13 protein-coding genes are annotated in these 12954 nt (G+C 71.1%); 3 read left to right on the forward strand and 10 right to left on the reverse strand.

Annotation, left to right across the window (positions count from 1 at the left end):
• Positions 1-12: 12 nt before the first annotated feature.
• Both OG417_RS41855 and OG417_RS41860 read right to left on the reverse strand, forming a co-directional pair.
• On the reverse strand, positions 13-633 hold the full coding sequence (locus tag OG417_RS41855) for a hypothetical protein (protein WP_329241240.1): 621 nt from the start codon (positions 631-633) through the stop codon (positions 13-15).
• A gap of 69 nt (positions 634-702) precedes the next feature.
• Positions 703-1767, reverse strand: a complete 1065-nt coding sequence (locus tag OG417_RS41860) for a LacI family DNA-binding transcriptional regulator (RefSeq protein WP_329241243.1) — start codon at positions 1765-1767, stop codon at positions 703-705.
• Between the two features lie 92 nt (positions 1768-1859).
• Between OG417_RS41860 and OG417_RS41865 the strand changes: the two genes are divergently transcribed.
• Complete coding sequence (locus OG417_RS41865) at positions 1860-2078, forward strand: hypothetical protein (protein ID WP_329241246.1); 219 nt, start codon at positions 1860-1862, stop codon at positions 2076-2078.
• 254 nt (positions 2079-2332) lie between these two features.
• Here OG417_RS41865 and OG417_RS41870 read toward each other — a convergent pair whose 3' ends face one another.
• Positions 2333-3004: a response regulator transcription factor gene (locus OG417_RS41870; protein WP_329241249.1), complete on the reverse strand. Its 672-nt coding sequence runs from the start codon at positions 3002-3004 to the stop codon at positions 2333-2335.
• Positions 3001-4185 carry a sensor histidine kinase gene (locus tag OG417_RS41875; RefSeq protein WP_329241253.1) on the reverse strand — a complete coding sequence of 395 codons (1185 nt, stop codon included), beginning with the start codon at positions 4183-4185 and terminating at the stop codon, positions 3001-3003. Before OG417_RS41875 ends, OG417_RS41870 begins: the two co-directional genes overlap by 4 nt.
• Before the next feature lie 167 nt (positions 4186-4352).
• On the opposite strand from OG417_RS41875, the gene OG417_RS41880 reads away from it, so the two are divergent.
• The gene (locus tag OG417_RS41880) at positions 4353-5081 is read left to right on the forward strand and encodes a hypothetical protein (protein WP_329241256.1); all 729 of its coding nucleotides are present in this window, start codon (positions 4353-4355) and stop codon (positions 5079-5081) included.
• A gap of 19 nt (positions 5082-5100) precedes the next feature.
• On the opposite strand, the gene OG417_RS41885 is transcribed toward OG417_RS41880, so the two are convergent.
• Positions 5101-7017: a TIGR03960 family B12-binding radical SAM protein gene (locus OG417_RS41885; RefSeq protein ID WP_329241259.1), complete on the reverse strand. Its 1917-nt coding sequence runs from the start codon at positions 7015-7017 to the stop codon at positions 5101-5103.
• 173 nt (positions 7018-7190) lie between these two features.
• On the opposite strand from OG417_RS41885, the gene OG417_RS41890 reads away from it, so the two are divergent.
• The gene (locus OG417_RS41890; RefSeq protein ID WP_329241262.1) at positions 7191-8189 is read left to right on the forward strand and encodes a zinc-dependent alcohol dehydrogenase family protein; all 999 of its coding nucleotides are present in this window, start codon (positions 7191-7193) and stop codon (positions 8187-8189) included.
• A gap of 36 nt (positions 8190-8225) precedes the next feature.
• Here the strand turns inward: OG417_RS41890 and OG417_RS41895 are convergent, their stop codons facing one another.
• From OG417_RS41895 to mrdA, 5 genes are all read right to left on the reverse strand, one after another.
• A complete protein-coding gene (locus OG417_RS41895) occupies positions 8226-8627 on the reverse strand; it encodes a type II toxin-antitoxin system VapC family toxin (RefSeq protein ID WP_329241266.1) in 402 nt (133 codons plus the stop codon).
• Positions 8627-8992, reverse strand: coding sequence for a hypothetical protein (locus tag OG417_RS41900; RefSeq protein WP_329241268.1), 366 nt, complete (start codon positions 8990-8992; stop codon positions 8627-8629). The genes OG417_RS41895 and OG417_RS41900 overlap by 1 nt, the downstream gene beginning before the upstream one ends.
• A 42-nt stretch (positions 8993-9034) precedes the next feature.
• Positions 9035-9523, reverse strand: coding sequence for a macro domain-containing protein (locus tag OG417_RS41905; RefSeq protein ID WP_329241271.1), 489 nt, complete (start codon positions 9521-9523; stop codon positions 9035-9037).
• Positions 9524-9628: 105 nt separating this feature from the next.
• Complete coding sequence (rodA, locus tag OG417_RS41910) at positions 9629-10804, reverse strand: rod shape-determining protein RodA (RefSeq protein WP_329241274.1); 1176 nt, start codon at positions 10802-10804, stop codon at positions 9629-9631.
• Positions 10801-12951 (reverse strand): penicillin-binding protein 2, encoded by a 2151-nt coding sequence (gene mrdA / locus OG417_RS41915; RefSeq protein WP_329241277.1) that lies wholly within the window; start codon positions 12949-12951, stop codon positions 10801-10803. Before mrdA ends, rodA begins: the two co-directional genes overlap by 4 nt.
• Positions 12952-12954: the final 3 nt, after the last annotated feature.

The following is a 12954-nucleotide window of genomic DNA, read 5'->3' on the forward strand; positions in this document are numbered from 1 at the left end:
AAGAGTACGGGGTCACGGACGCCGTGCATCCAGGCCGAGTGCCCTGGAGACCGAACGTCCGGCCGCGCGTACGGGTTCCCCGACATGGTGGCGGAACCAGCGCGCCGCCGGTACCACCGTGGCCCGCCAGATTCGGCGTACGGCCCGCAGGACCGGCCGCAACACCACGCGCCACAGGAATTTCAGAGGCCGTACGAGAAGGTGGTGAAGAATCACGCCGGCGAGCCGCCAGGTGTGGGCGAGCAGCCGGCCGAACGCAGCCAGAACCGGCCACAGCACGGCGCGCCACAGCGCGGCGAGCACCCGCCCGACGGGCCGTGCGACGAGCATGACGAGCCAGGCGAGACCGCTCAGCAGCGGCACCAGGACGCACCTGAGGAGCGCGCGCCCCAGCGGGAGCAGGATCCGCCGGCCCACCCATCGCAGCGGCAGCACCACCAGCACGCGCAGCACCCAGCGGATCGGACGCCAGACCAGTTCACGCAGGACCCACGCCACGGGTCGTACGAGGGCGTTGTAGAGCAGCCATCCGAGGGGGCGCAGCACGTACGCGCCGATGAGCCGTCCGATCACGCTCAGCACCTCCCACAGGAGGCGTACCGGCAGAACGATGATCAGGAGAGGGATCGTCACGCAGCCCGGAGAGCCGTTGTCCACGCTGTTCACTCACCTATGACGCGGGCGTGAGGCGTTTCGTTTCGTCTACGCGGGCGGCGCGGTGGTGCGGCGGACGATCAGTCGGTGGTCCATCAGCACGCACGGCGCGGGGTCGTCCTGGGACGGTTCGAGCAGCAGCCGCCCGGCGGTGGTGCCCTTCTCGGTGATCGGCTGACGCACGGTGGTGAGCCCGGCCGGCTCGGAGGCGGGCACGTCGTCGAACCCGACGACGGACAGCTCGCCCGGGATGTCGATGCCCCGCTGGGCCGCGACGTCCATCACCCCGAAGGCGATCTCGTCGGTGGCCGCGATCACGGCCGTCGGGCGCGGGTCCAGGTCGAGGATCCGCGCGGCCGCCCGGCGCGCGATCTCCCGGTCGTTGGTGGTCGGGTAGATCGGGATGTCGGACCAGTTCAGACCCGCCTTGAGACACGCGTCGTGGTAGCCGGCCACCCGGGCACGACCCGCGCCGAAGCGGTGACCGGCGACGAGGTCGATGTCGAGCCAGGCCGGCTCGGGACCACGGCCGGGACTCTGGGCCGCCATCGGCTGCGCCGCGATGATCGCGATGCGCCGGTGCCCGAGTTCGAGCAGGCAGGTGGCCGCCTCGCTCGCCGCGGTCCGGTCCTCGATGCCGACGAACGGCACGCCGGGGACGTACGGGTGGTCGACCGTGACGACGGGGAGACGGCGGCGCATGACGGTCTCGACGAGCGGGTGGGCCTCCGGTGAGAAGAGGCAGAAGCCGTCGACGACGGCGTCGCCGATCACCTCTTCCGCGACACCGGGCGAGGGCCAGCCGATCAGGTGCAGGCCGGTGCCGGACTGCTCGGCCACGCGGCTGAGCCCGCGCAGGAAGCCGACGGCGTAGGAGTCGGCGAAGGCGTACGACAGCGTCTCGGTGAAGACGACCCCGATCACGCCGGCACGCCCGCGGCGGAGCGTACGGGCGGCGGGGTTCGGCCCCGGGTAGTCCAGCTCCTCGGCGACCTCCATGATCCGCTGCCGCAGCTCCTGTTTGAGCTGGTCGGGCCGGGAGAAGGCGTTCGACACGGTCGTTCGTGAGACGCCGACCCGGTCGGCGATCGTCTGCAGCGTGACGCGTTCCACACCGGAGACCCTATTTCTGAATTGATTCAGAAGCGACTTGGTCTTAGGCTCGTGCCTGGTTCTGAATCGATACAGAGACCTAGAGAGGGCACATGGAACCGCTGCAGATGATCGCGTTCGAGTCCGCTCGCCGTCAGGCGCGGCAGCACCTGCTCGACTCGCGTCCGGAGGCACCCAAGGTCGCCTACCGGCCGACCCCGCGCCAGGAGGCGGCGGCCCAGGTCCGGCGGACCGCCCGCGCGCACCTCGCGGGCATGCTGCGCCGCACCGCCGACCGGGTCGACCCCTGCCCGAGCCCGTCCGCGGGCTGAGCTCCCTGCCCGGCCGAGGCGTGGACCGAGCCCCCGCCCGTAGGCCGAACCTCCCGCCCGGCCCAGGGCGCGGACCGAGCACCCGCCCGATCCCGCCCGGCTGAGCCCGATCTGATCCGGCGGCCGAACCGCACGAAGCAGGCGCGAAGGCCGGCCTCCCGGCGACAAGCCCTGTGAGACTCTCCGCTCCCGCGGAGACCTCCTCACAGGGCTGCCTCGTTTTCGGGGGCCGGTCCCCCTTGCGGCGGCTTCGGCTAAGGGGCGGGGGTGACCAGGCCGGATTCGTAGGCGATGATCACTAGCTGGGCACGGTCGCGGGCGTGGAGTTTGGTGAGCAGGCGGCCTATGTAGGTCTTCACGGTGGCCAGGCTCAGGTGCAGGTGCTCGGCGATCTCGGTGTTGGACAGGCCGCGCGCGACGAGGGTGAGGACCTGGCGTTCCCGGTCGGTCACGCCGTCGAGGGCGCGCGGGAGCGGGCGGGTGGACTGCGGGCTGCGGGCGAACTCGGCGATGAGGCGGCGGGCCACCGTAGGGGCCAGAAGGGCTTCGCCCGCGGCGACGACGCGGATGGCGTTGAGGAGCTCGGCCGGCGGGGTGTCCTTGAGCAGGAAGCCGGCAGCGCCGGCGCGCAGGGCCGAGAAGACGTGGACGTCCAGGTCGAACATGGTCAGGATGAGCACCCGGACCGTCGCGTTGTCCGCGTCCTGACAGATCCGGCGGGTGGCCTCGATGCCGTCCTGGCGGGGCATGCGCACATCCATCAGAACGACGTCGGGCCGCAGGACGTGGACGAGCTCGACGGCCTCGGCTCCGGTGGCGGCCTCACCGACCACGGTCAGGTCGGGAGCGGTTTCGATCAGGGCGCGGAAGCTGCCGCGCAGCAGGGCCTGGTCATCGGCGACGAGGACGCGGATCGGCTCGGTCACCGGCCGCCTCCGCCGAGGACGTACGGGAGAGTGGCCGCGACCGCGAAGCCGCCCTCGGCGCGGGGTCCGGCGCTGAAGGATCCGCCGTACATCGCGACGCGTTCCCGCATGCCGACCAGTCCGTGTCCGCCAGGACCCGGTTTCGGGGCCGGGCGGACCGCGCCGTCGTCGACCACCTGGATGCTCACCCGGCACGGCGAGACGTCCACCGTGGCCCGGCAACGAGCGGGAGCCGCGTGCTTGACCACGTTGGTGAGGGCCTCCTGGACGATCCGGTAGACGGTGAGCTGGAGAGCTTCCGGGAGATCGGATTCACCGGACACCGCGAGTTCGACCTCGACCCCGGCGGCCCGGACGTGCTCGGCCAGGTCCTCGATCCCGCCGACGCCCGGCTGGGTGAGATCGGTCCCCGGCGTCGAGTCACGGCGCAGCACTTCGAGCAGGCGCCGCATCTCGGCCAGGGCGTCACGGCTGGTCGTCTCGATCAACCGCAGCGCCTCGCGGGCCTCCTCGGGGCGCGCCTCGGCGATGTGGTTGGCGACCCCTGCCTTGACGGCGATCAGTCCCACGCCGTGCGTGACCACGTCGTGCAACTCGCGGGCGATCCGCAACCGCTCGTCGGCCACGATCCGACGCGCCCGCTGCTCCTCCAGGAACGCCGCGTTCCACCTCCGGCGCCGCAGCAGGTGACCGGCCAGCCACCCGCCGGCGGGCAACAGCCAGGCCGCCGCCGTCCAGCCGACGGCCGCCGCCACGCCGTACCGGGGGTGAACGACCTGGGCGACCGCCGCGGCGACGGTCGCTACGGCCACGCACCCTGCCAGCGCGCGGGCCGAACGCCGCGGGGACTCGACGGTCGCGACGGTGCAGAGCACGAGCGCGGTCGCCGCGAACGGATCCCACAGCACGCCGGTCACGGCCGCGACGCACGAGAGGGCCGCCGCGGCCGTCGACGCGCGCCGGGGCCACCGCCGCCGGACCGCGACGACCAGGCCGAGCGCGACCGCCATCAGGCAGGACGCCAGGAAGGGAAGGGTGAAGTCCGGCCGGTCCTTGAGCATGTTCCCGGCGACCACCACATCCACCCCGACCAGGACGACCGCCAGAGGCACGTCGAGGGCGCGCAGGCGGCCCCGGCGCAGGAGGTACGTCTGGCGGGCCTCGAAGTCGGCTTCGTCCACGGAGGGCACGTTATCGGCGCAGGTCATCCGCCGCATCAGACCAGAGTGGATCATCCCTGAGGAGGATCGCGCCGACGTGCCGGCGGGTGGTGTCCACGTGAGCCTGAACGCGGAATGCCGATCGTGGGGCGATCCGCCGCGGGCATCTGCGCGGGCAGTCTGTGGGCATGTCTTCAACGCAGCCTTCGGCACACGTCGTCTTCGCGTTTCCGGGACGGTGGCTCACCGGGTCCTCGCTGGTGCTCGGGCCCGTCCTGCTGCTGTCGGGGGTGCTGCTGAGGGCGAGGTTCCCCTTCTTCTTCCCCGACCAGCTGGCCGCCTACGACGGGCACCCGGCGCTGATGAGGGCGTCCTACAGTTGCTTCGCGGCCGGGACCGTGGCGCTGTGGCCGGCCGTCAGTGCCCTGGCCGTTCGCATCGGCGCGACCCGGCCGACCCTGGCGGCGTTCGGCGGCGGGCTCACCCTGGTGGGGCTGTTCGCCCGCACGTTCCATGCCGGGGTGGACCAGCTGGCCTTCCGGCTCGTCGACACCCAGGGCCGACGGCCGGCCACCGCCGCCGTCGCCGACTCCTACCAGGCGTTCCACATTTTCCAGTACGCCTCGTTCGCGGTCATGCTCGGCTGGGTCGTGCTGGCGGCCGGAGCCTGGCGCTCCGGTGTGCTCGGCCCGGCGCGCTGCCTCGCGCTGGCGCTCATGGCCCTCCTGCCGCTCGGCGTCCTGAAGGGCACGACGCCGTTGTCGATCGCCGGCACGTCGGGGCTGTGCGTCGCGCTCGTACCTCTCGGACTCACGGTCCTGTTCGGTGGACCCCGTCCCACGCGCCGGTCGGTGGCACGGTTCGGCATCGCCGCCCTGGTGGTGATGGTCCTCGGGTTCGTCTCGTCCCTGGGATGACCGTGGCGCCGTTCGAGGGTCAGACGACCGTCAGGGGAAGGAGCTTCTTGCCCGTCGGGCCGATCTGGATCTCCGTGTCCATCGTCGGGCAGACGCCGCAGTCGTAGCACGGGGTCCAGCGGCAGTCCTCGACCTCGGTCTCGTCGATCGCGTCCTGCCAGTCCTGCCACAGCCACTCGCGGTCCAGGCCGGCGTCCAGGTGGTCCCAGGGCAGGACCTCGACCTCGTCGCGCTCGCGGACGGTGTACCAGTCCAGGTCGACGCCCTCCAGGGCCTTGTCGGCGCAGGACCGCCAGCGGTCGAAGCTGAAGAACTCGCTCCAGCCGTCGAACCGGCCCCCGTCCTCCCAGACGGCCTGGATGACCTTGCCGACCCGGCGGTCGCCGCGGGACAGCAGGCCCTCGATGATCGACGGCTCGCCGTCGTGGTAGCGCAGGCCGATGGAGCGGCCGTACTCCTTGTCGCGGCGCAGCGCGTCCTTCAGCGCGCGCAGGCGCCGGTCGACCGTCTCGTGGTCGCACTGCGCGGCCCACTGGAACGGCGTGTGCGGCTTCGGCACGAACCCGCCGATCGAGACGGTGCAGCGGATGTCACGGCGCCCGGACGCCTCGCGGCCCGCCTGGATGACGCGCCTGGCCATGTCGGCGATGGCCAGGACGTCCTCGTCCTCCTCGGTCGGCAGCCCGCACATGAAGTAGAGCTTGACCTGCCGCCAGCCGTTCTCGTACGCCGTGGTCACGGTGCGGATGAGGTCGTCCTCGGAGACCATCTTGTTGATGACCTTGCGCATGCGCTCCGAGCCGCCCTCGGGCGCGAACGTCAGGCCCGAGCGGCGCCCGCCGCGGGAGAACTCGTTGGCCAGCGTGATGTTGAACGCGTCGACCCGCGTGGACGGCAGGGACAGCGAGGTGTTGGTGCCCTCGTAGCGGTCGGCCAGGCCCTTGGCGATGTCGCCGATCTCCGAGTGGTCGGCGCTGGACAGGCTCAGCAGCCCGACCTCCTGGAAGCCGGACTCCTTCAGGCCCGTCTGGACCATGTCGCCGATCGTGGTGATCGACCGTTCCCGCACCGGCCGGGTGATCATGCCGGCCTGGCAGAAGCGGCAGCCTCGCGTGCAGCCGCGGAAGATCTCCACGCTGAAGCGCTCGTGCACGGTCTCGGCGAGGGGCACCAGCGGCTTCTTCGGGTACGGCCACTGGTCGAGGTCCATGACCGTGTGCTTGGCCACCCGCCACGGCACGCCGGGCCGGTTGGGCGCGACCCGCTGGATCCGGCCGTCGGGCAGGTAGGTGACGTCGTAGAACCGCGGGACGTAGACGCCGCCGGAGCGCGCCAGCCGCATCAGCAGCTCGTCGCGGCCACCGGGGCGGCCCTCGTCCTTCCACTCGCGGATCACCTCGGTGATGGCGAGCACGATCTCCTCGCCGTCGCCGAGCACGGCCGCGTCGAGGAAGTCGGCGATCGGCTCGGGGTTGAAGGCCGCGTGCCCGCCCGCGAGCACGATCGGGTGGTCGTCGGTACGGTCCGCGGCGTGCAGCGGGATCCCGGCGAGGTCGAGCGCGGTCAGCATGTTGGTGTAGCCGAGCTCGGTGGAGAAGCTGATCCCGAGCACGTCGAAGGCGCCGACGGGACGGTGGGCGTCCACGGTGAACTGCGGGATGCCGTGCTCGCGCATCAGCGCCTCGAGGTCGGGCCACACGCTGTAGGTGCGCTCGGCGAGCACGTCCTCGCGCTCGTTCAGGATTTCGTAAAGGATCTGGACGCCCTGGTTGGGCTGCCCCACCTCGTACGCGTCCGGGTACATCAGCGCCCACCGGACCCGCGCCTCGTCCCAGTCCTTGACCGAGGAGTTCAGCTCACCGCCGACGTACTGAATCGGCTTTTGCACCGCGGGGAGCAGCGGCTCCAGGCGGGGAAACAGCGACTCGACGGACATGGCGGAAGCCTCCGGGAAGCAGGATGGGAATCAAGTTCCGAGCCTACCGCCGCCGGGCCGCCGTCCCGGACATCGCGACGAGACGCAAAGTACGACGACTACCTAATTTGACATCCTTCGTACTTTCACCTGGGATACGGGTCATCGACTTCCGAGGGAACGGATGGTGCGCGATGGCCGGAACGGTGCTGTTCCACGAGCTCGGCGGCCCCGAGGTGCTGCGGCTGGAGGACGTGGCGGTCGGCGAGCCCGGCCCCGGCGAGGTGCGCGTCCGTGTGGAGGCGATCGGCCTGAACCGGGCCGAGGCGCTGTTCCGCAGCGGCCGCTACATCGAACCGGTGAGACGGTTTCCGGCCAGGCTGGGCACCGAGGCCGCCGGCATGGTCGAGGCGACCGGCGAGGGCGTCACCGGGCTGGAGCCCGGGCAGCCGGTCAGCGTCATTCCCGCCTTCTCCCAGAACGACTACGGCGTCTACGCCGAACTGGCGATCGTGCCCGCGGCGGCGGTGCTGCCCCGCCCCGACGGGCTCGACGCGGTCGCGGGCGCGGCGGTGTGGATGCCGTACCTGACGGCCTACGGCGCGCTGGTCGAGGTCGGCGGCATGCGGGCCGGGGACACGGTCGCGCTGAACGCCGCGTCCAGCAGCGTGGGGCTGGCCGCCATCCACATCGCGCGCCGCGTGGGCGCCGTGCCGATCGCCCTCACCCGCACCGGCGCCAAGAAGGACGCGCTACTTCGGGAGGGGGCGGCCGAGGTGATCGTCACGGAGGCGGAGGACGTGGTCGAGCGGGTGCCGGCGCTGACCGGAGGCCGGGGCGCGGACTTCGTCTTCGACGCCGTCGCCGGCCCCGGCGTGGTGGACCTGGCCAGGGTGGTCGCCCCGGGCGGCACCCTCCTGGAGTACGGGGCGCTCAGCGGCGAGGCGACCCCGTACCCGGGGTTCGAACTCGGCATGCCCGCACTGAACATGCGCACCTACACGGTCCACGAGACGACGAGGGATCCGGAGCGCCTGCGCCGCGCGGAGGCGTTCGTGGCCTCCGGACTGCGGGCGGACGCCTTCCGCGCCGTGGTGGACCGCACCTTCGACCTCGGCGACATCGTCGCGGCCCACCGGTACATGGAATCCGGCACGCGACTCGGAAAGATCGTCGTCACCACCGCGCACTGAACCCCGGCCGCTCCCGGTGGGGAGCGGCCGGTCGGATCAGACCTTCTGGACCAACGGCGGGAGTTTCACTCCGCTCGCGTCGACCAGCGCCTTCAAATCGTTCGGATCGCTCGTCAAGATGGTGGTCGCCCCGCGTTCGATCGCGGTGGCCACGACGAGCGCGTCGACGGCGTCGCTCGTGCCGGTGCGGCCGAGCAACTCACCCGCCCGCTTGGCCGTGCTCTCATTTGGTGCGTCGACCACGCAGCGCCGCAGAAAGCGGCCGATGACCGCCTGCTTGCGCCCGTTGCGCCAGACCTGAGCAAGGACCGGCGTGCTGACGATGAGCTCCTGACCGGTGATCAGCGTTTCGTCGTAGACGGTCCAGATCACGCGACTGCGGGACTCGGCGGAGATCAGCGAGCCCGCGTCGAGGACGATCGGGCGGACGGAGGACATCAGCCCGCCTCCTTCTCGCGCGCGGCCAACTCGTCGAGCTTGCGCTGGTGCTCGTCGGCCGCGTCGAGGATGGCCCGGGCCGCAGCCCTGTCCTCCTCGGTGAACGGACCCTCCTCGGACACGAACCAGCGCACAGCCTCGGCACCGGCGCGGCGCCGGGCGGCCGCCGCGAGTTCTTCGGCGATGACGGCGGAGACGGAGGTGCCTTCTTCCTCGGCCTGGCGCCGGACCATCTCCGCGAGCTCGGCGGGCAGGGTGATGGACAGCTTCTTCATCGCCATGGCCTCGATCCTACTTGGGTAGGATTGCTCTGGCCAGGCGAAATATGCGTGCCGCTGGGGGGCGGCCTCGATGGCTACGGTCACGGTCGGTAACTTAACCCCTACTATCGGTTCGTGACCACCCGTTTACCCGAAGTCACCATGGTCGTACACGGTCACCGGGACGCCGGCGGCGACGAGGCGGGCGTCGATGAGGGGCTCGACGCGCTCCCAGCGTCCGCCGGCGAGGCCGCAGCCGATGCGGGGCATGTGGACGCTCGCCCGCACTTCGGAGGCGTGTTCGGCGAGCCGGCGGAGGCACTCGTCCAGTGCCTCGTAGCGGATCGGCGCACCGGTCGAGCGGCCGCGTTTGGTGCCGTGCTGACCGATCATGTTCGCGACCCACATGTCGGCGCGGACCTGGACGAGCTGGACCGCGCCGAGTCCGAAGTCGTTGCCGGCGCGGTCGCGGTACCAGCGCCGATAGGCCTTCTCCGGCTCGGGCCACCGCCGGGACACCGCCACGACGAAGCCCTTTCCCCATCCGCCCCGGTCGTTGCAGACGTGCGCGATGACCTTGGGGCCCTTGGCCTGGGGACACGTGGCGTCGCCCCGGACGTACCGGATGTCCGTCATGGTCCGCACCATAGGCGCGACCTCTGACCGGCATCCAGCCCGGAGCGCAGCGGAGTGCTGGATGCCGGTCAGACCTTGCCTTTCTTCGAAGGGTTACGACGGAGATCACTCGTACGGGTTGTGGCGCAGGTGCACGGCCTCCAGGAGGCCGATGGCGATCATGTTGGCGAACGTGGCCGATCCGCCGTAGGACACGAAGGGCAGCGGCAGGCCGGTGATCGGCATGATGCCAACGGTCATGCCGATGTTCTCGAACGTCTGGAACGCCAGCCAGCACACCACGCCCGAGGCCACCAGCAGGCCGAACAGGTCGGCCGCCTGCATCGCGATGCGCAGGCCCCGCCACAGCACCACGCCCAGCAGCGCGGTTATCAGCGCCGCGCCGACGAAGCCGAGCTCCTCCCCCGCCACCGTGAAGATGAAGTCCGTGTGCTGCTCGGGCACGAAGTGTCCGATCGTCTGCTCGCCGTGGAACAGGCCCTTGCCGAAGAGCCCGCCCGAGCCGACGGCGATGCGCGCCTGCTCGGCGTTGTAGCCCGCGCCCCGCGGGTCCTTCGACGGATCGGCGAACGCGGTGAACCGGTTGATCTGGTACGGCTTGAGCAGGTGCAGCCACCACACGAGGAACGCCCCGGTCGCCGCGCCGCCCAGCAGCCCCAGCACCCATCGCTTGGGCGCGCCGCTGACCGCCAGCATGCCGATCACGACCGCGCCGAACACCAGGGTCGTGCCCAGGTCCGGCTGGAGCATCACCAGACCGGCGGGCAGGGCGGCCAGCCCCAGGGCCAGCAGGATGTCGCGGCGTCCCGGGCCCACCTCGCCGTCGCGTGGCTCGCCGAGGATCATCGCCAGCAGCACCACCATGCCGACCTTGGCGAACTCCGACGGCTGGAGCTGGAACCCGCCGCCCAGCGTGATCCACGAGTGGGAGCCGTTGATCGTCGCGCCCAGCGGGGTGAGCACGACGACCAGGCCGACGCACGCGGCGGCGTACACGATCGGCGCGTACGCCCGCAGCAGCCGGTAGTCCAGCGCCGCCGTCACGCCGCCGAGGATCACCCCGATCGCGATGTTGAGCAGGTGTTTCTTCAGGTAGGAGTACGGATCGTCGCCCGCTTCGCTCAGGCCGCCGCGGGTCGCGGAGAACACCAGCACCGAGCCGATCGCGGTCAGGATCGCCGTGACGCAGATGAGCGTCCAGTCGAGCCGGCGCAACGGCGAGTCGGACAGGCGGCTCAGCCACGAGCGCCCTTCGAGCGGCCGGCCGTACCCGCTGATCATTTGTGTTTCTTCTTCCGGTGGACGGGACGGGCCGCGGGCGTCTTCTCCTCCGGCTCACCGAAGCCCGGCGGCGGGGCGATCGTGCCGTCGGCGGCGAGCGTCGGGAGCCGGTCGGGCACCTTGCCGTCGGGCAGGTCGGCCTTTTTGCCCTTGCGCAGGCCGTACATGTCCTCCCAGATCTCGCGTACGGCCGGCGCCGCGGTGGTCGATCCGGTGCCGGTCTGGGTGACCATCACCACGACGACGTAGTGCGGGTTGTTGGCCGGGGCGTAGGAGGCGAACCAGGAGTTGTCCTTCTTTCCCCAGACCTCGGCGGTACCCGTCTTGCCGGCGACGGGAAGCTTGTCGAACGGGAACCCGCCGAACGGCCCGGCCGCCGTGCCGGACTTGGGCACGTCGGCGAACGCGCTCCGCATGTACGCCAGCACCTTCTGCGAGATGGGCAGTTTGCCGGCCTTCACCGGGTCGATCCGGCGGGCCACCGTGCCGTTCGGCGCCAGCACCGCCTTGCCGACGCGCGGGCTCCACAGGGTGCCGCCGTTGGCCACCGCGGCGTACGCGCGGGCGAGCTGCAGCGGCGTGACCAGCACGTCGCCCTGGCCGACCGAGAAGTTGGCCGCGTCGCCGGCGCGGAAGACATAGCCGTCGACGCAGTTCTCCGCGGCCATCTGCTTGAGGTACGCCGCCCGCGACGGATCGGTCTTGGCGACGTCGGGATAGCCGGTCTTGCCGTGCTTGCAGTCGGAGGCCTTGGTGGCCTCCCAGTAGTCCTTCTTCCACTGCCGGCTGGGGATGCGCCCGGCCGACTCGCCGACCAGGTCGATGCCGGTGCGCTTGCCGAACCCGAAGTCCTTGGCCATCTTGATCATGGGGTCCTTGGGGTTCTTCACCGGGTGCATGCCGCCGTCGCGCAGCCACTCCTCGTACGCGAACCGGTAGAAGACCGTGTCGCAGGACATCACGATCGCCTGGTGCAGACTGATGTCGCCGCCGGACTCGCCCTCGAAGTTGCTGAACGCCCGCGCGCCCACCATGTACGACGACGGGCAGCCGTAGGTGCCGTGCAGCGAGTAGCCGTCACGGACGGCCGCGGGCAGCGAGGAGATCTTGAACGTCGACCCCGGCGCGAACTCGCCCTGGGTGACGCGGGAGATCAGCGGCTGTCCCTTGTTCTTGTTGAGCAGCGCGTCGTACTCGCTCTGGGAGATGCCGCCGGTCCACACCGCCGGGTTGTAGGTCGGGTAGCTGCCGAGCGCGATGACCCGCCCGGTGCGCACGTCCATGACCACGGCGGCCCCGGAGTCGGCGGGGTCGCCGCGTTTGCGCGCGGCATCGATGGCGTGTTTCAGTGCGGACTCGACGTCGCCCTGGACCTTGGCGTCGAGGCTGGTGACGAGGTTGCCGCCGGACACCGGAGGGTTCTCGGACGCGACGCCGGTGACCCTTCCCTGGCTGTCGACCAGCACTCGGCGTATGCCCGGCGCGCCGCGCAGGTCGCCGTCGTAGACCGCCTCCAGGCCGTCGCGGCCGATCAGGTCGGCGCCGCTGTAGCCGGTGACCTTGATGCCCTTGCGCTTGTTCAGCTCCTCCTGGGTGATCGGCTGGAGGTACCCGAGCGCCTGCGCCGCGCCCGCCCCGTCCGTACGGGGATAGTCGCGGACCGCCTGGAGCTGGGCGCTGATGCCGGGGAAGTCCTCCTGGCGCTCGCGGATCTGCAGCGCCTTCCGGGCGTCGGCGTTGTCGTCGAGCGGGATCGGCTGGTACGGCGAGCCGGTCCAGCAGGGCCGTGTGACGCCCGGCCCGCACAGGCGGATCTTGTCGGCGAGCTGGGCGTACGGCACCTTGAGCACCCCGGCGAGCCGCTGGAGCACGGCCTTGCCGCCGTCCTTTTGCCGCAGCAGGACCGTACGGTCGGCCGAGACGACCAGGGCCGTACGGTTGCGCACCAGCGGACGGCCGGCGTCGTCGAGGATCTGCCCGCGCGGCGCCGGCACGATGATGTCGCGGATGCCGTTGTCGGCGGCCACCCGGCGGTAGTACTGGCCGTTCATGACCTGCAGGTACCAGAGCCGCCCGCCGAGCGACAGCAGCAGTGACATGACCATGACGTGCAGCACGACGAGCCGCACGCGAGAACGTGAGCCCATCGG

It is taken from the genome of Actinoallomurus sp. NBC_01490, assembly GCF_036227085.1.
Taxonomy (GTDB): Bacteria; Actinomycetota; Actinomycetes; order Streptosporangiales; family Streptosporangiaceae; genus Actinoallomurus; species Actinoallomurus oryzae.

Bases quoted from the DNA above. Each gene is read 5' to 3' on its own strand.
- OG417_RS41890 (WP_329241262.1), top strand. From the start codon at position 7,191: ATGGCCGGAACGGTGCTGTTCCACGAGCTCGGCGGCCCCGAGGTGCTG.
- OG417_RS41880 (WP_329241256.1), top strand. From the start codon at position 4,353: ATGTCTTCAACGCAGCCTTCGGCACACGTCGTCTTCGCGTTTCCGGGA.
- OG417_RS41895 (WP_329241266.1), bottom strand. From the start codon at position 8,627: ATGTCCTCCGTCCGCCCGATCGTCCTCGACGCGGGCTCGCTGATCTCC.
- OG417_RS41885 (WP_329241259.1), bottom strand. From the start codon at position 7,017: ATGTCCGTCGAGTCGCTGTTTCCCCGCCTGGAGCCGCTGCTCCCCGCG.
- OG417_RS41865 (WP_329241246.1), top strand. From the start codon at position 1,860: ATGGAACCGCTGCAGATGATCGCGTTCGAGTCCGCTCGCCGTCAGGCG.
- mrdA (WP_329241277.1), bottom strand. From the start codon at position 12,951: ATGGGCTCACGTTCTCGCGTGCGGCTCGTCGTGCTGCACGTCATGGTC.
- OG417_RS41905 (WP_329241271.1), bottom strand. From the start codon at position 9,523: ATGACGGACATCCGGTACGTCCGGGGCGACGCCACGTGTCCCCAGGCC.
- rodA (WP_329241274.1), bottom strand. From the start codon at position 10,804: ATGATCAGCGGGTACGGCCGGCCGCTCGAAGGGCGCTCGTGGCTGAGC.